We start from the raw sequence: 16,605 nt of genomic DNA, 5'->3' as shown, positions 1-16,605 counted from the left end.
GTGCGCGGAGGTGAGCCGTGGGCTGCCGCGTCGTCCCGGCCGCGCCTCAGGAGCCCTCCAGGACGGTGACCGTCCCCGCGCCGCCGTCCACCCGCACCCGCTGGCCGATGCGCAGACGCCGGGTCGCGTCGGGCACCGTGGCGACGGCGGGGATGCCGTACTCCCGGGCCACGATGGCCCCGTGGGAGACGACGCCGCCGACCTCCATCACCAGTGCCCCGGCGAGGTGGAACAGCGGTGTCCAGCCGGGGTCGGTGCTGGCGGCGACGAGCACCTCCCCGGGGGCCAGCGCGGCGCCCACGGGTGAGTCGAGGACCCGTACGACGCCCTCGTGCACCCCCGGCGACACCCCGGTGCCGACGAGGGTGCCGGGCGCGCCCTCCGCGGGTGCGGTCGGGGCGTACACCGTCTCGCCGTCGCTGGTCAGGACCAGCGGGACGGCCCGCCGACCGAGTTCCCGCTCGTACTCCCGACGCCGGCGCCCGGCGCGCTCGCGCAGGTCCGGCGCCGTCCCCCCGACCCCGGCGCGCAGGTCGGCCGGGTCGAGGAAGAAGACGTCGTCGGCGTCGTCGAGGCGCCCCGCCGCCACGAGGGCGGCGCCGACCTGCTGCAGCAGGTCGCGGCCGAGGGCGAGCACCCGCACCAGGTCGAACTTGGGCCGCTCCCGCAGCCCGCCGAGGGCCCGGTACCGGGTGAGCACCGCACGCAGCAACCGGGCCCGGACCCGGCCGCGGGCGCGGCGGACCGCGGTGACCAGATCCCGGACGGCCGCGTCGGCCTCCTCCTCGCCACGCTGCTGACGGGCGAGCAGCTCGGCCGGGTCGCCGGCCGCGAGGTAGCCGCGGACGAGCTGTACCACGTACGACGGATCGTCCCGGAAGCGCGGCAGCCCGAGGTCGATCTCCCGGTCCGGTGCCCGGTGCCCGAAGGCGGCGAGGAACTCAGCCGTGCCGGGAGCGGTGGGCAACGGCTCGACGCCCGCGTCGCGGCAGGCCTGCGCGAGCCGGGCCAGGGCGGTGCCCATGGCGATCGTCGGGTCGTGGGGCAGCCAGCGACGCACCGGCTCGAGCCCGGTGGCGGAACCCAGCCACCGCTCGCAGAGCCGGGCGGCCAGCGCGCCGGCGAGCAGGCCGACGTACACGGGTGGCAGCTGGACCCAGGCCACGTCGAGGGTGCGCTGCGGCAGGGTCCCGAGGACGAACTCCACCCGCTCCCGGGGCCCGGGCAGCGCCGCGGCCTCCCGGGAGAGCCGCACGACCTGGTCCTCCACGCGGGCGAGCAGCCGCCGCCGGGCACGCGTGGGCGCGACGGCGGCCGCGAGCAGACCGGGGACCTCGCGCGCCACCCACACCGACAGACCGGCCGCGATCCCCGGGCCGGAGGACCGGGTCAGCCGGGAGCCCTCCCGGTCGAGCCACTCCTGCAGGGCCGCCGCGGTCGCGGGGTCCTTGAGCGCCATCCGGTCGGCCAGGCGCCGGGCCAGGCGGGGCGAGGCCAGCAGCGGGGTGATGTCGTAGAAGAGACGGCCGGCCACCAGGGACACCCACGGCGGGAGCTCCTGCGACCGGCGCCGGCCGAGGGACCACAGGGACGCGACCGCCGTGGCGAGCCCGGCGAACACGGCGTTGCCTGCCGGGGTCAGGGGCTCGCTGATCCCCTGCGCGGCGAGGGTCAGCGGGATGTACACCCGCAGCCCCGGTCCGGCCGGTGGTCCCGGGGGCAGGGGGAACAGGGTGGTGATCGGCCGGGACTGCAGGAGCCAGCAGCGCTCGCCGACGGTGGCCCACTCCACGTCCTGGGGTCCGCCGGAGACCGTGGCAGCGGCCAGACCGAGCCCGGCCAGGTCGCGCAGGCGCTCGCCGTCCAGCAGGTGCCGGTCGGCCCCGTCCGGCCCCTCCAGGACGGTGCGCGATCCGGCGTCCAGGACCCACCGCTGGGGGTTCACCCGCCCGCTCACCAGCGCGTCGCCCAGCCCGCGCACGGCCTCGACCACCACGCGGTCGCGGCGCCCGGTCAGCGGGTCGGCGGTGAACAGCACCCCGGCGACGTCGGCCGGGACCATGCGCTGGACGACGACGGCCACGGCGGCCTCGGTGTGCGGGGTGCCCTGCTGGGCGCGGTAGGCCAGGGCCCGCGCCGTCCACACCGAGGACCAGCAGCGCCGGACGGCGTCCACCACGTGCTCGGTGCCGGTGACGTCGAGCAGCGTGTCCTGCTGGCCGGCGGAGCTGGCACCGGGCAGGTCCTCCGTGGTGGCCGAGGAGCGCACCGCCACCGCCTGCCCACCCAGCCGGTGCCACGCCGCGATGATCGGGGCGGTGAGGTCCGCGGGCACCGGTGCGGCCTCGAAGGCCGCCCGCAGCCCCGCCGACGCCTCGGCCACGGCGTCGGGGTCACCGGCATCGAGACCGGCCGTGAGCCGTTCGATCAGCGGGGCCAGGCCGGCCGCGGCGACGAAACGCCGGTAGGCCTCGGCGCCGACGACGAACCCGTCCGGGACCGGCAGGCCGGCCTGCCGGAGCCGGGCCAGGCTCGCGCCCTTGCCGCCGGTGCGGGCCTGTTCCGCCGAGCGCGGGTCGTCCAGCCGGCTGACCACCTTCAGCGGCACACCGGTCACCACCGGTGCAGGGGACGGTGCGGCAGAGACCACGTGCGGCTCGGTCATGGCGTCGGCTCCTCGTCACCCGGCGATCCGTAGCGCCCCCACGGTGGACGGCGCCCGCGCGAGGTCCACAGGGTCCGAGGTCACCCGGTCCGGCGACCACCCGCCGCCGGGTCGTCGTGCCGTCCCCGGGCCGGTGGTCCGGTGGGCGAGGTCCAGGCAGGCTCGAGCCGGCTGCTGCCGGGGACCGCACCGCGAGGACGACGGCGTCGGACGTCGGCGGGCCCGGGCGGTTCTGCGCGTCCCGGGCCGGCGTGGCGAGCCCCGGCCGCTGCGGCGGCGGACCCCTGCTGCCGGCGCGTGGGCGCGTCGGCGACCTCGTGGGGTGGACCCGCGCCCGCTCGCCGCCGGTCCGAGCACCTCCCCGGCGAGATCGGCGATGTCGCACGGTTCCGCCGCCGCAGGCGCGCGAGACCGCCGATCTCACCGGAGGAGGTCACGGGCCCGACGCGACGGGTGCGGCCCGGTCGCCCTGCCCCACGCCGCGCCGCCAGAGCAGCCACGTGACGACACCGGTCGGGATGGGGAGGAACCAGGTGAGGAAGCGGAACAGCAGCACCGCCCCTGCGGCCCCGGTCGGGTCCACGCCGACGGCGGTCAGCCCGGCGACGTAGCTGAGCTCGGCGACCCCCAGGGCACCCGGCGTGACCGGTACGAGGATCACCAGACGGGTCAGGGAGAAGACGGCCAGGACGACGACCCACGCGACGTCCGAGCCGGGCCCGTCGACGGCGCGCAGGCAGACCAGCAGCACCAGGAAGAGGGCCGCGTGGCTGGCGACCGCCGCGGCGGTGAGGTGCACCCAACGGTGCCGGACGAGGTCCAGGGAGTCGGCGCGGAACCGGTCGGTGCGCGCCACCCAGCCCGACGGCGGCCGCCGGCGCACCGCCCGGGCGACCCGGCCGGCCATCCGCTCGGCGCCCCCGGCCAGCACCGCGGCGGCCCGGCCGGAGGTGAGGACGAGCACGAGCGCGCCGACGCCGAGCAGGAGGACGGTGCTGCCGAGCAGGGCGGCGGTGCCCAGCCGGCGGTCGACGTCCCCGACCAGAGCGACCCCGGCCAGTGCGACGGCGGGGGTGGCGAGCTTGACCAGGGTGTTCCACACGCCGGTGAGGGTCACGGCTCGGGTGATCTCCGCAGGCGAGAAGCCGAAGGAGTGGTACATCGCCACGTTGGTGCCGACGCCGAAGGCGAAACCGACCGGGACGGTGTTGGAGACGGCCGTCGAGGCCTGGTCGGACAGCACCGCGCGGCCGAGGGTCAGCCCCGGCATCGCCGCCATCCACAGCGGGGCGTAGGAGAAGAGGTTGACCAGCGCGACGACCCCGACGACCGCGACCTCCGCCGCGGTCAGGCCGCGCACCAGGTCCCACGCGGCGGCGTAGTCGGCCATCCGCGGCAGCACGCCGGCGAAGACCGCGACCACCACGCCCACCGTGAGGGCGGTCCGCCCCACGGGACCGGTGAGGACGCGCCGGAGGCTGCTCCACCGCCGGCCGGGCGGTGCGGCGCTCATGCGCCGACGTGGTGCTCGAAGCGGCCCGACAGCAGGGCCCCGAGGAGGGCCGGGACCCAGAACACCAGCCCGCGGAAGACGAGCGCGGCGGCGCAGGCGTCGGCCAGCGGTACCCCCAGGGTGGTCAGCGCGAGGACGAGGGCGACCTCGGCGGCACCGGGTGCGGAGGTCGCCGGCAGCACCGACCACAGCAGGTGCAGCGCGCCGTACACCGTCGCGGTCACCAGCAGCGGCACCGATCCGCCCACGGCGTGCACCGCGGCGGCGAGGGCCGCGCCCTCCAGCGCCACCCCCGCGACCGTCCAGCCCAGCTGTGCGCCCCAGAGCTCCGGGGTCCGGCGCGGGGCGGTGAGCCCCGTGCGCAGCACGCGGCCCACCTGGCGGCGGGCGTGTGGACCGGTGTCCGCCCGGCGGGCGAGCCACTGACCGGCCAGCACCAGCACCCAGGCACCGAGCCCGAGGGCGACGGCGGGCACCAGCGCCTCGGGGGTCCGCCAGCCGCCGAGACGGCCCTCCACCAGTGCCAACACCAGCGTGACGACGGCGACGAGCACCGCGGCGACGATCGCGCCGGCGACGAACCGGTCCACCGCCCGGCGCGACTCCTCGGGCGACACCCCGGCCCGCTCGAGGAACCGGGCGGCCGACCGGCGCCACCCCTCGCCGCCGTGCAGCAACGACGCGGCCTCGGCCACCGCGGTGGCGCCGTAGGTGCGGCCCAGCGCCAGCCGGCGGTCGACGGTCAGCAGCGCCGCGGCCGCGGTCGCCGCACGGGCCAGGACGGCCAGGGCGAGCGCCGCGCCCAGCCAGCGCCACCCGCCGCGCTCGACCGAGTCCAGGAGCGTGGGGACACCGGCCAGCAGGGGGACACCGACGAGCACGAGGGCCGACCCGGCCGCCACCGCGAGCCGCGCAGCCGCCGGGGGCGGTCCGTACTCCGGCCGGGAGGGGTCGGGCAGGTCCAGCCGGCGGCGGATCACGCCACGGAGCGACTCCAGCCGGGAGCGGTCCTCCCGGATCCCGGCGCGCGTCGCCGCCGTGAGGCTCAGCGGCGTCAGTCCCGGCAGGGCGGCCGCCACGGGATCGGGGCCCAGGACGTCGATCGCGCAGCCGGCCACGAGGGCGGGGTCGACCCGCAGCGCCAGGGAGGCCATGAGCTCGGCGACGTCCCCGGCCAGTGCGTCGTCGTCCGCCCCGGTCTGCGCGTTGCCGAAGTCGACGACCCACGGCTTCCTCCCGGCGTCCACCAGGACGCTGGACGCCTCCAGGTCGTGGTGGGCCAGCCGCGCCTCCCGGAGCAGGGCCACCTGCTGCCACACGCGCGCCAGCAGGTCCCGTGTGAGTTCGCCGGCCGGCAGCTCGTCGAGCCCCCGGCCGGTCACGTACTCCTGGACGACCAGTGCGCCGCGCTCGGTGCCCCGTGCCAGCAGTACGGGTGGCGTGGACACCCCGCGCTCCCGGGCGGTCATCGCCGCGACGGCCTCGTGCTCGGCCTGCCGGCCCAGCGGGGCGACGGCGTCGGCGTCCTTGACGTCCCGGACGGCCAGCAGCCGCCAGAGCCGGTAGAGCCAGTCCCGCTCGAGACGGTCGGGTTCGAGGAACTTCACGTAGAGCCGGCGGCCCCGCTCGTCGACCGCCTCGAACGGGTGCGAGCCGCGCGCCCGGACCGAGGCCGGCCGCAGGTCGCGGACCGGCAGGCCGAACCGCTCGAGCAACTGCCCGACGCGGTCGGTCGACACCTCGCGCCGGGGCACGCCGAACACCCAGTGCACCAGCGAGCCGATCGCCCAGCCGACGGCGAGCCCCCCGATGACGTCCAGGGGCAGGTGCGCGCCGACGTACACGCGGGAGAGCGCCACCGTCCAGGCCAGCGCCCACGCCCACCGCCGGCCCCGGCGCGACAGGTAGGGCACCGCCGCGGTGGCCAGCGCCGCGGCCACCGCGGAGTGCCCGGAGACGAACCCGAGGCCGGCGACCGGCCCCTCGGGGTAGTTGACGGCGACGAGCAACCCGCTCGGCCGCTCCCGCTGCACCACGCTCTTGACCAGGTCCGCGGTGGCGTAGGCCAGGAGCCCCGAGACCAGCAGGTCCCGCGCCATCCGGAACCGCCGGGTCAGCGCCGCGACCGCCGCCAGGGCCGGGACGGCCACCGCGTTGCCGAGCTGCATCACCACCCACACCAGCGGGAAGACGGTCGCCGGCAGGTCGTTGACGAGCTGGAAGACGTCCCGCTCCAGGACCGGCAGCCGGCCCCGCTGGGCGACGAGGAACCCCAGCCCCAGGACGGCGAGCCCGAGCACCACCCGCACCAGGTCGACCGGGTGCCGCTGGACCGGCCGGGGTCCGGTCCGGCGTGGGCGGGGCACCCGCGGACCGGTGGCGGTGGTGGCGACCGCACCGGAGGTCATGGCGGGAGTCCACACGCCGGGGAGCCGGGCGGAGCAGGGTCTTCCGACCCAGGGGAGTGGCTCACTGGGCCTGGCCTGGAGCCGTCAGGGCACGCGGCGACTCCAGGTCGGCTCGATCGCGGCCCACTCGCGGGTCCAGCGCCGATCGCGTTGCCGGTCCAGCACCCGGCACAGCACCGCGTACGCCGTCCCCGTCATGAACACGGAGCCCGCCCACCCCAGGGTGACGACGACGACCGTGCTGCGCGTCACCTCCAGCGCGGTCATGGGGTCGGCCGCCGGGCGGCCGTCGGTGGTGGTCCATGCACTGACCGGATCCCCGGCGCGCGTTCCGGCCGGGGCCCACACCCGCCCCTCGACGGGGCTGCCGTCCGGTGCCGTCCACCGCACCGTCGTCTCGCGCCGCCCCCCGCCCGGGCGAGCCTCCGCGACGGGTGGTGCGTCCTCGAGCGCGACCGCCTGCACCCGGGTCAGTCCGGCAGCCTGCTCGTGCGCGAGCGCCTGCAGCTGCTCGTGGACGACGGTGCCGACGGTGAGCGCCACCGGGACCGACAGGAGGACGACCAAGGCCAGGACCAGCCGCGCGGCGAACTGCAGGCGGTCCGAGCCGCGCTTGAGCGGGCCGCGGCCCAGCGTGAACGCCCGGACCCTCTGCCACCCGGGGAACGAGGCCTCGGCAGCCATCGCGCGCTCCTCTCGGCGGACCCGCCGCCGGAGACGGCCGGCCGGTACCGAGCATCCGGCACGGCCGGGCTCCGGCCGAGGGGCGCAGGTCCCGTCCGCGGCGGCGGAGGGCCCGTCCCGGCCGGCCGCAGGTCCCCGGTGGCGCACCTCCGCACCGGCCGGTGCCGGCGGTCTTCGTCGGCGGAGGGACCTGGATGCCCACGTCGGCCGCGGACCCGGTCCGCCGGTACAGCAGATGGGGGCCGGTGTGGTCCGGTCGGGCTGCCGACCGGCTCCCCGACATGCCGGTCCTCATCCAGGCCCTCAGGCAGCGGTTCGCCGCGCTGGTCACGCGGGAGCTGCGGGCGACGTCCGGCTGGGGCCGACCCGAGCCCGACCCCGCCCGGCCGGCTCGACCGCTCGGCGGTGCCCGGGACCTCCGTCCCGGGCAGGGGGAGCCGCCGGTCCCGGGACCCGGGCCGTCCGGCGCGGGAGCATGGCGCGGTGACCGGCGACGCGGCACCGGGTGCGGAGGCCGGGCCGGCGACCGAGGGGCAACCCCCCCGGCGGGCGTTCGTCCCGGCCACCGGCGCGCGGAGACCGCCCTGGCCGGAGGAGGACCGCCACCGCCGTCCGTCCGGCAAGGACCGGCCCGGCCCCTGGCGGCCGCCCCCGGGCACCTGGGCGTGGACGGCGGCCCTCGTCGTCGCCGTGGTGCTGCTGGCACTGGGGGGTGGATGGGCCAGCGCCCTGGCCGGCCTCGACCAGGCCGTCCGGGAGTTCCTGGCACCGCTGGGCCGGCCGCCCGGGTGGGCCACCGACCTGGGCCGGATCGGCGCGGTGCTCGGGTACCGCGTGCTGTGGATCCCGACCGTGCTGGTGCTGGTGTGGACGGCGCGCTGGCGGCACCTGCTCGTCTACCTGAGCAGCATCTGGCTCATGGCCGCGACCGCACAGGTCGTCGCGGGCGACGCGGCGCTGATCCGTGACGTCCGGGACAGCGTGACCGGGTCCGCGGTCGGCATCATCCTCCCGGCCTGGCCGGTGATCGTGCTGGCCACGGTGGCCACCGGGAGCCTGCTCGTCCTGACCCCGTCGGGACGAGCGCGCCGCTGGGGCTGGCTCGTCGTCGCCGGCCTGGTCGGCGGTCTGGCGACGGTCCGGGTGGCGCTGCTGCTCGACACCGCCCCCGATGCCGCGCTCAGCGCGGTCGTCGGCTGCGCCGCGGCGGCCCTGGCCTTCCGGTTGCTCGCGCCGGAGCACGCGTTCCCGGTCACCTACCGCCGGCAGGTCCGGGCGCACCTGCACCTCCACCCGGCGCGGGTCGAGCGGATCCGCGCCGCCGTCCGGGACCAGCTCGGCACCGAGCTGGACGGGATCCGGCCCTACCGCCTCGCCGGCTCCGCCGGGTCCACCCCGTGCCGGCTGCACCTGGCCGAGGGGCCGCCGGAGTACCTGTTCGGCAAGCTCTACACGACGACCCACCTGCGTTCGGACCGCTGGTACAAGTGGGTCCGCGTCCTCCGGTACGGCCGGCTGGAGGACGAGGCGCCGTTCTCCTCGGTGCGCCGACTGGTGGAGCACGAGGACTACATGCTCCGCCTGCTCCGGGACGGCGGCGTGCGGGTCCCCCAGCCGCTGGGGGTGGCCGAGGTCGTGCCCGGCCGCGAGTACCTGCTGGTGACCGAGCTGGTCCCCGACGCGGTCGAGGTCCTCGACTCCGGGGTGGACGACGCGGTCGTCGACGACGCCCTCCGGCAGGTGCGCCGGCTGTGGGCGGCGGGTGCGGCCCACCGCGACGTCAAGCCCTCGAACGTGCTGGTCCGCGACGACCGGGTCTACCTCGTCGACGTCTCGTTCGGGGAACTCCGTCCCTCGCGGTGGCGGCAGGCGGTGGACCTGGCCAACATGGCGCTCACCCTGGCACTGGCCGTCGGGCCCCGCCGGGTCGTGGAGCGGGCACAGGCGTTCTTCGCGCCCGAGGAGCTGGCCGAGGCGCTGGCCGCGACCAGCCCGATGACCATCCCGCGCCAGCTCGCCCGCAGGCTGGCCGACGCCGACGGCGACCTGGTCGAGGACCTCCGCGCGCTGCTGCCACCGCACCCGCCGATCCGGGTGCAGCGCTGGAGCGTGCGCCGGGTGCTGCTCGCCGTGGCCACTGTCGGCGGGGCTGTGCTGGTGGCCGTCCTGCTGACCCTGAACCTGCGCGCCGGCGGGCTCCTCTGAGCGGGCTCAGAGATAGGCGCGCGGGTCGACCGCCGGTGGCAGTTCCCCCGGGACGATCCGCCGGCCCGTGACCTGGTGGGGGATGAGCCGCAGCCAGTGGCCGTGCTCACCGGGCGCCCAGGGCTGCACGCCGACGTCGTGGGTCCGTCGGATCAGCTCGGGGCCGTGGGCCTCGGTGACCTCCTCGGCGAGGCCACGGACCAGCACGCTCCACCCGCTGCGGTGGACCTGGTCGATCTCGTCCACCTCGAAGGTCACGTTGGCGTGCGAGGCGGCGCTCAGCTTCGTCCCCGGGGAGGTGCGGATGACGATCGCGTCGCCGTCCATGCCGTAGTTGACCGGGAAGATGAGCGGGTAGTGCTCGGCGTTCACCCCCAGCCGGCCGACCTGCTGCGTCCGCAGGAGCCGGTAGCACTCCTCGACGGGGAGCTCCGTCCGGGCCGCATCCGTCCCCCGGGTTCCCGAGTCGGTCATCGTCGCCCCGCCTCCTCCCTCCGGTCGCGGACCTCGCGCGGGCCCGGGCGCCTCGACCACGTGCCCACGATGCCGCCGTGGCCACGTCGGGCACAACCGGGCCGGGGCGACCGCGCTCCCCGGCTGACCGGCGTCGTCGGCGCACCGACCAGACGCGGGTCGACACGGGCGAGCCCGGTCCCCGACACACAGGGACCTCGGTCCCTGCCGCCCGGACCCGGTGCTGCGCCTAGCCTGTCGCGACGGTCTCGCGCCAGCGTGCTGGCGGGAGGCCCGGCTGCGACGGTGCGAGGGAGTGGATGGGGAGTGGCCGAGGGAACCGGCGTGATCACGGTCTTCCTGCTCGACGACCACGAGGTGGTCCGTCGCGGCCTGTCCGACATCCTCGGGAGCGACCCGGGCATCACGGTGGTCGGCGAGGCGAGGACCGCGTCGGAGGCCCTGGCCCGGGTGCCCGCCCTCAAGCCGGACGTCGCGATCCTCGACGTCCGGCTGCCCGACGGGGACGGCGTCACGGTCTGCCGTGAGCTGCGCTCCAGGATGCCGCAGCTCACGGTGGTCATGCTGACGAGCTACAGCGACGACGAGGCGCTCTTCGAGGCGATCATGGCCGGCGCCTCGGGCTACCTGCTCAAGCAGATCCTGGGCCAGGACCTGGTCAGCGGCGTGCGCACCGTGGCGGCCGGCGGCTCGCTGCTGGACCCCATGGCCGCGACCGCGGTGATGGAGCGGCTGCGCCGGGCCGCGGAGCCGGCCGGTCCGCTGGCCAGGCTCAGCGAGCAGGAGCGCACCGTGCTCGAGCTGATCGGCGAGGGGCTGACCAACCGGCAGATCGGTGAGCGCATGTTCCTCGCCGAGAAGACGGTGAAGAACTACGTCTCGCACCTGCTGGCCAAGCTGGGCCTGGAGCGCCGCACCCAGGCGGCGGTGCTGGCCACCGAGCTGCGCGGTTCCTCGTCGGGCGCCCGCCAGGGCTGACCCCGCTCCGCGTCACCTCAGTGGCGCCCACCAGCGCACCCGGGTGCCGCCCTGGGGCAGCGGCTCCGCACTCGCCCCGCCGCGCCGCCGGACGGCGCGCTCCTCGAGGTTGCGCAGACCGCTGCGTGCGGCGTGGGGGGCGATGCCACGCCCGTCGTCGGTCACCTCGAGCACGACCTCGTCGGTGACGTCGAGGGTGACCGTGACATGGCCGGCGCCGGAGTGGCGGGCGGCGTTGCTCACCGCCTCCCGGGTGACCGCCTCGACGTCGGCGGCGAGGTCGCCGGTGACCAGGCTGTCCACCGCGCCCGAGATGCGCACGGTCGGACGCAGGTCGGGTCCGGCCGTCTCGGTGACGATGTCGAGCACCCGCCGTCGCAGACTCGCCGACCGGTCGCCGTCCGCCTTGCTGTGCAGGTCGAAGATCGTCGTCCGGATGTCCCGGACGGTGTCGTCGAGCTGACCGATGACCTCGTCGATCCGGCGCCGGGCGTCGGGGTCCGAGACGCGGGGGAGCACCGACTGCAGCGTCAGGCCCGCCGCGAACACCCGCTGGACGACGTGGTCGTGCAGGTCGCGGGCGATCCGGTCGCGGTCCTCGTACACGTCGAGCCGGCGCGCCAGCCGCTGACGGGCCGCGAGGTCGAGCGCGGCGGCCGACTGGTCGACCAAGGCGGCGATGAGGGGAGCCGCGGTCTCGTCGAACGCAGCAGCGCCGGCGCGTCGTGCGGCGATGACGACGGCCTCGTCGCTGTGGTCGCCGTGGAGGGGCACGGCGATGCAGGAACCCCAGCCCACGTGGGCGTTGGGCCCCCGGTGGTCAGCACCCCGCAGGTCGACGGTGACGGCGCCGTCGGCTGCGGCCACGGCTGCCAGGACCGGGCTGTCCTGGGCCGTCAGCCGCCGGCCGGTCAGGTCGTCGAGCCCCTCGCCGACCTGGACGCGGACGTCGAAGGACCCGTCGAGGGCGGAGGGGCCGACCACGATCCACACGCCCCCGGCTCGGGTGAGCTCGCAGACCCGCGTGGCCACCAACCGCAGCGCCTCGTCGGGCGACGGGGCGTCGAGCAGGCCGGCCCGCAGCTCGGCGATCGCGGTCGTCCACCGCCGCCGCTCCTCCGCTTCCTCGTACAGCCGGGCGTTGTCGATGGCGATGCCCGCAGCACCGGCGAGCGCGGTGAGGACCGCCTCGTCCTCGGCCGTGAACTCACCGCCCCGCTTCTCCGTCAGGTAGAGGTTGCCGAACGCCTCGCCGCGGACCAGCACCGGGACGCCGAGGAAGGTGTGCATCGCGGGGTGGTGCGGAGGGAAGCCCACGGAGGCGGGGTGCCGGCTGAGGTCGGCGATCCGCAGCGGGTGGGGCTCGGTGATCAACTGGCCGAGCACGCCCTTGCCCTGGGGCAGCGACCCCATCCGCGCGGCCAGGTCGTCGTCGATCCCCACGTGGATGAAGGACGCCAGTCCGCCCTCGGGCGCCAGCACACCGAGCGCCCCGTAGCGCGCGTCGACGAGATCGGTGGCCGCCTCGACGATGCGTCGCAGGGTCGCCTCGAGGTCCAGCCCGGTCGAGACGGTGAGGAAGGCGTCGAGCAGGTGTTGGACGCGGGCCTGGTTCCGGGCGACCGCCGCCAGCCGGTCCTGGACCTCCTCGAGCAGTTCGGTGAGCCGCATGCCGGCCAGTGGCGAGGTCGCGGACGGGTCGGTCGGACGAGCCGGGCGCTGCGGGGTCGGCATGGTCGGGTCACCCCCTGCCGAGCGAGCGTGGCACGCGGCCCCGCACGGTGGAACGGGGTTCGTCCGGGAACGGTGCCACCCGGGTCACCGGCGTGCCGGAGTGCGCGACACCGGGGCGATCGGATCAGGGGGGACGGGGTCCGGTCCGCCAGCCGCTCAGCAACCCGATCCGCACCGCGACGTAACGACGGCCGCGCGACGTCATCGGGAGGGACCAGGGGAGGGTGTCGAGGAGGGCCACCACCGCCGGGTCGTCGATCGAGCGGGAGGGGCCGACCACGGTGACGCTCCACCCGGTCCAGGTCGAGTCGTCGTAGGAGTCGACGCCGAAGGCGACCACCGCGTCCCCGGTCCTGGGCAGGAACGGGCTGTCCGCCAGAGCCGGGATGACGACCTCGGCCTCGTGCACGCGGTAGGAGACCGGCTGGATCGCCGGGAGGGCGTGCTGGGTGAAGGCGAGTCGGCCGATCCGCCCGCCGAGCAGCAGAGCCCGGCACTCGGCGTCGTCGAGCGGCACGACCATCCGGTCCTGGTCGGTGGGGGGCATGGTGGTCCAGCCGTTCCGACGTTCAGCGGGGGGTCCCGGCGGCCGCGGTCACGGCACGGTCGGCGACCGAGGTGCACGGCGCGGCGGCGACCGACGTCGGGTCCGCGCCGACCACGGGACCGGACCGCGGCGTTGGCGTCATGGTCGGCTCGTCAGGCGTTGGTCGGCAACCGACGGGGCCCCGCCCGGGGGCTGCAGGTCCGCAGCGGGGAGGACCCGGACGCCGACGATCCCGCCGAACGTCCGGGCGAGCGCGGAGAGCGCCCGCTGCTCGACCTCGGCCGTCGGCTCGGGGAGACCCCGGGTGCGCCGGATGCTGGCCACGCCGTCGCTCACCGTGACCTCCCACGCGTCGAGTGCACCGGTGTAGCCCTCCACCAGACGGAGGAGCTCGTGCCGGATCTCCTCGTCCGGGCGGACCAGGGCGCGCAGCAGGTCGCGTCGGCTCACGATGCCCACCAGCCGGCCACCGTCGACCACGGGGACGCTGCGCAGCCGCTCGTCGACGAAGACCCGCGCGATGTCCGCGACGTCCGCCGTGGCCTCGACCGACCGGACGTCCCTCGTCATCACGCCGTGTACTAGCAGGGACGGCGGCGCTGCCGGCGTGTCCCCGTCCCGGCGCAGGTGCAGGCGGGGGTCCGGCGGCATCCGGTCCCGGAGGACGTCGGCCTCGGCGACGATGCCGACGAGCCGGTCCTCGTCGTCCACCACGGGCAGGGCCGCGAAGCCGTGCTCGGCCATCACCTCCGCCGCGTACTTGGCGGAGGTCTCCGGCCCCACGGTGACGACCTGGCGGGTCATGACGTCCCTGGCCTGCACGGCTCCTCCTCCACGGCGGGTTACTGTGCCGGACGCTAGGAGTCGGGTCGGCCGCCCCCCAGGGTCGGCGGGCGCACCTCGGACGGGACCTCCGTCCCTCCTCGCCGGCCGAGGGACCTGCGTCCCTGCCGGGCGGGACGCAGGGCCCGGGACGGTGCCCGCTGCCCGGTCCAGAGTCGCGGACGACGACCCGGCGACCGCGCGGGGCACGACCGAGGAGGACCCATGGACATCCCTGCGGACGTCGCTCCCTCGACGGCGGGGGGCACGGTGGTCGTGGGGGTGGACGGCGGCGCGGGCTCGGTGCGGACGCGACTGGTGGCCGCCGCCGACCTGCTGGGGCTCGGCGGCCGCGGGCGGGGTGCGGTCCGCGGTGCACTGCTCGGCTCGGTGGCCCGGCCCTGCGTGGTGCGCGCCTCCCGCCCGGTGCTGGTGGTCGGTCCGGAGCGGTCCGGCGTGGTCGTCCCCGGGCCGGCGTCCGGCGTCCCCGCGCGCGCCTGACCCGGCAGCCGGGAGAACGGCGGTGCGCGCCTGGGTGGTCGGGGCGCCCGGCCCGGTCGACACCGGGCCCCTCCGGCGGATCGACCGGGAGGAGCCGGTGCCCGGGCCGGGGCAGGTGCGGGTCGACGTGTCCTGCTGCGGCGTGTGCCGCACCGACCTGCACCTGGCCGAGGGCGACCTGCCGCCCCGGCGGGCCGCGGTGACACCGGGGCACGAGGTCGTCGGGCGCGTCTCGGCCCTCGGCCCGGGCGCTTCCCGGTTCGCCGTGGGGCAGCGGGTCGGGGTGCCCTGGCTGGGGAGGACCGACGGCAGCTGCCGGTTCTGCCGGCGCGGTGAGGAGAACCTCTGCACCGCGCCGGTGTTCATCGGCTGGGACGTCGACGGCGGCTACGCCGACGCCTGCGTCGTCGACGAGGCCTTCGCGTACCCGCTGCCGGACGGGCTGGACGACGAGCAGGCCGCGCCGCTCCTGTGCGCCGGGATCATCGGCTACCGGGCCCTCCGGTGCGCCGACGTGCCACCCGGTGGCCGGCTCGGCGTCTACGGCTTCGGCGGCAGCGCGCACCTCACCGTCCAGGTCGCGCTCGCGCAGGGGCTGCGGGTGCACGTGCTCACCCGCGGCGAGCACAACCGGCGGCTGGCCGAGCAGCTCGGCGTGGACTCGGTGGGGACGGCGACCGACCTCCCGCCCGAGCCGCTGGACGGCGCGATCCTGTTCGCCCCGGCCGGCGAGCTGGTCCCGGTGGCGCTGCGGGCCCTGGACCGCGGCGGCACGCTGGCCGTCGCCGGCATCTGGCTCTCCCGCATCCCCGCGCTGGACTACGCCGCCGAGCTGTTCGGCGAGCGCCGGCTGCGCAGCGTCACGGCCAACACCCGCCGCGACGGCGAGGAGTTCCTCCGGCTGGCCGGCCGGCTGGGCGTCCGCGCCACCACCGTCGCCTATCCCATGGACGACGCCCCGCGGGCGCTGTCGGACCTGGCCTCCGGACGGTTCGGCGGTGCGGCGGTCCTGCACGCCTGAACCCCGTGCCCGGTGCCGGCCGGCCGCACGGAGGTCGCCGTCCCCGGGACCGCGGGCCGGCTCGAGGGCCTTCGGTCACGGGCTGGGCGACCGTACGTTCGGGCCATGACCGAGCAGCTGGGGGACGACGTCCGCGAGGTCGTCGTCGGGGTCGACGGGTCCGACGGGTCCCGCCGGGCGCTGGCCTGGGGACTCCGTGAGGCGTTCCTGCGCCGGGTCGGGCTGCGCGTGGTCACCGTCTGGACCGGAGGGTCGCCACCGGGTGACGGCGACGCGCCTGCGGCTGTCGCGGAGTTCGAGGAGGCCCTCGAGGCGCGGGTGCGGAGCGACGTCGCCGAGGCGGCACGGGCCACGGGTGCTATGGCGGTACCGGTCGTCCCGGAGGTCCGCTACGGCCACCCGGCCAGGTCGCTGATGGACGTCGCCGCCCACGACGGGCTGCTCGTCGTGGGCGCCCGCGGCACGGGCGGTCTGCGTGGCCTGCTGCTGGGCTCGGTGAGCCAGCAGTGCGCCCAGCACGCGGCCTGCCCGGTCGTCGTCGTCCGCGGCGACGTCCCGGGGGAGCGGATCGCGGAGCTCCGGCGGGTCGTCGTCGGCGTCGACGGCTCGGAGCACTCGGTCGCCGCGGCGCGCCTCGCCCACGACGAGGCGGAGCTGCGCGACGCGCAGCTGCACGTCGTCCACACCTTCGCCGACACCGTGTCCGGTTACGGCGGCCCGCTGTGGGTGGTGCCGGACACCACGCTGGCAGAGCAGGCGGAGGCGACCCTGCGCGCGAGCCTGCGTGCCGCCGGGCTGGACGCGCTCCCCGGCGACCGGGTCCGCGCGGAGGTCCGCCAGGGGATCGACTGGGACGTCCTGCTCGACGTCGCCGAGGGGGCCGACCTGCTGGTCGTGGGGTCGCGCGGGCGCTCGGGGTGGGCGGGGCTGCTGCTCGGGTCGGTCGGGCTGCACGCCGTCACGGCGGCACCCTGCCCGGTCGTGGTGGTCCGGCCTCGGGGAGCGGCGGGCTGACCGCCGCCGCGTCCGCCGTCGCCCCGTACCGCCGGGGAC

13 protein-coding genes are annotated in these 16,605 nt (G+C 76.8%); 5 read left to right on the top strand and 8 right to left on the bottom strand.

All coding sequences use genetic code 11. The features are described 5' to 3' along the window. Positions 1–46: 46 nt before the first annotated feature. From ACU610_RS08405 to ACU610_RS08390, 4 genes are all read right to left on the bottom strand, one after another. On the bottom strand, positions 47–2,665 hold the full coding sequence (locus ACU610_RS08405) for a PEP/pyruvate-binding domain-containing protein (RefSeq protein ID WP_446767250.1): 2,619 nt from the start codon (positions 2,663–2,665) through the stop codon (positions 47–49). Between the two features lie 433 nt (positions 2,666–3,098). Further along, a complete protein-coding gene (locus tag ACU610_RS08400; protein ID WP_446767249.1) occupies positions 3,099–4,178 on the bottom strand; it encodes a lysylphosphatidylglycerol synthase transmembrane domain-containing protein in 1,080 nt (359 codons plus the stop codon). Continuing rightward, entirely contained in the window at positions 4,175–6,586 is a 2,412-nt protein-coding gene (locus tag ACU610_RS08395) for a phosphatase PAP2 family protein (protein ID WP_446767248.1), read from the bottom strand. The genes ACU610_RS08400 and ACU610_RS08395 overlap by 4 nt, the downstream gene beginning before the upstream one ends. An 84-nt stretch (positions 6,587–6,670) precedes the next feature. Further along, positions 6,671–7,270: an Rv1733c family protein gene (locus ACU610_RS08390; RefSeq protein WP_446767247.1), complete on the bottom strand. Its 600-nt coding sequence runs from the start codon at positions 7,268–7,270 to the stop codon at positions 6,671–6,673. A 483-nt stretch (positions 7,271–7,753) separates the two neighbouring features. On the opposite strand from ACU610_RS08390, the gene ACU610_RS08385 reads away from it, so the two are divergent. Continuing rightward, positions 7,754–9,475, top strand: a complete 1,722-nt coding sequence (locus tag ACU610_RS08385) for an RIO1 family regulatory kinase/ATPase domain-containing protein (RefSeq protein WP_446767246.1) — start codon at positions 7,754–7,756, stop codon at positions 9,473–9,475. A 6-nt stretch (positions 9,476–9,481) separates the two neighbouring features. On the opposite strand, the gene ACU610_RS08380 is transcribed toward ACU610_RS08385, so the two are convergent. Continuing rightward, positions 9,482–9,949 carry a pyridoxamine 5'-phosphate oxidase family protein gene (locus ACU610_RS08380; RefSeq protein ID WP_446767245.1) on the bottom strand — a complete coding sequence of 156 codons (468 nt, stop codon included), beginning with the start codon at positions 9,947–9,949 and terminating at the stop codon, positions 9,482–9,484. Between the two features lie 306 nt (positions 9,950–10,255). Here ACU610_RS08380 and ACU610_RS08375 point away from each other — a divergent pair, with 306 nt between their 5' ends. Further along, on the top strand, positions 10,256–10,927 hold the full coding sequence (locus tag ACU610_RS08375) for a response regulator transcription factor (RefSeq protein WP_446767244.1): 672 nt from the start codon (positions 10,256–10,258) through the stop codon (positions 10,925–10,927). A 12-nt stretch (positions 10,928–10,939) separates the two neighbouring features. Here the strand turns inward: ACU610_RS08375 and ACU610_RS08370 are convergent, their stop codons facing one another. The 3 genes from ACU610_RS08370 to ACU610_RS08360 all read right to left on the bottom strand — a co-directional run bounded on the left by ACU610_RS08370 (position 10,940) and on the right by ACU610_RS08360 (position 14,030). Then, complete coding sequence (locus ACU610_RS08370; protein WP_446767243.1) at positions 10,940–12,661, bottom strand: GAF domain-containing protein; 1,722 nt, start codon at positions 12,659–12,661, stop codon at positions 10,940–10,942. A 124-nt stretch (positions 12,662–12,785) separates the two neighbouring features. Further along, positions 12,786–13,208, bottom strand: coding sequence for a pyridoxamine 5'-phosphate oxidase family protein (locus ACU610_RS08365; protein WP_446767242.1), 423 nt, complete (start codon positions 13,206–13,208; stop codon positions 12,786–12,788). 138 nt (positions 13,209–13,346) lie between these two features. Continuing rightward, a complete protein-coding gene (locus ACU610_RS08360) occupies positions 13,347–14,030 on the bottom strand; it encodes a CBS domain-containing protein (protein ID WP_446767241.1) in 684 nt (227 codons plus the stop codon). Between the two features lie 225 nt (positions 14,031–14,255). Here ACU610_RS08360 and ACU610_RS08355 point away from each other — a divergent pair, with 225 nt between their 5' ends. From ACU610_RS08355 to ACU610_RS08345, 3 genes are all read left to right on the top strand, one after another. Then, positions 14,256–14,531: a universal stress protein gene (locus ACU610_RS08355; RefSeq protein WP_446767240.1), complete on the top strand. Its 276-nt coding sequence runs from the start codon at positions 14,256–14,258 to the stop codon at positions 14,529–14,531. Positions 14,532–14,553: 22 nt separating this feature from the next. Further along, the gene (locus tag ACU610_RS08350) at positions 14,554–15,552 is read left to right on the top strand and encodes a zinc-dependent alcohol dehydrogenase family protein (RefSeq protein WP_446767239.1); all 999 of its coding nucleotides are present in this window, start codon (positions 14,554–14,556) and stop codon (positions 15,550–15,552) included. A gap of 105 nt (positions 15,553–15,657) precedes the next feature. Further along, a complete protein-coding gene (locus ACU610_RS08345) occupies positions 15,658–16,566 on the top strand; it encodes a universal stress protein (RefSeq protein WP_446767238.1) in 909 nt (302 codons plus the stop codon). The last annotated feature ends 39 nt before the right edge of the window (positions 16,567–16,605 follow it).

The sequence above is a fragment of the Geodermatophilus sp. URMC 61 genome, from assembly GCF_052931555.1.
This window is presented reverse-complemented; position numbering and strand designations above follow the sequence as displayed.

Coding starts and splice junctions, on each gene's coding strand:
- ACU610_RS08405 (WP_446767250.1), bottom strand. CDS start 2,665: ATGACCGAGCCGCACGTGGTCTCTGCCGCACCGTCCCCTGCACCGGTG.
- ACU610_RS08400 (WP_446767249.1), bottom strand. CDS start 4,178: ATGAGCGCCGCACCGCCCGGCCGGCGGTGGAGCAGCCTCCGGCGCGTC.
- ACU610_RS08395 (WP_446767248.1), bottom strand. CDS start 6,586: ATGACCTCCGGTGCGGTCGCCACCACCGCCACCGGTCCGCGGGTGCCC.
- ACU610_RS08390 (WP_446767247.1), bottom strand. CDS start 7,270: ATGGCTGCCGAGGCCTCGTTCCCCGGGTGGCAGAGGGTCCGGGCGTTC.
- ACU610_RS08380 (WP_446767245.1), bottom strand. CDS start 9,949: ATGACCGACTCGGGAACCCGGGGGACGGATGCGGCCCGGACGGAGCTC.
- ACU610_RS08370 (WP_446767243.1), bottom strand. CDS start 12,661: ATGCCGACCCCGCAGCGCCCGGCTCGTCCGACCGACCCGTCCGCGACC.
- ACU610_RS08365 (WP_446767242.1), bottom strand. CDS start 13,208: ATGCCCCCCACCGACCAGGACCGGATGGTCGTGCCGCTCGACGACGCC.
- ACU610_RS08355 (WP_446767240.1), top strand. CDS start 14,256: ATGGACATCCCTGCGGACGTCGCTCCCTCGACGGCGGGGGGCACGGTG.
- ACU610_RS08345 (WP_446767238.1), top strand. CDS start 15,658: ATGACCGAGCAGCTGGGGGACGACGTCCGCGAGGTCGTCGTCGGGGTC.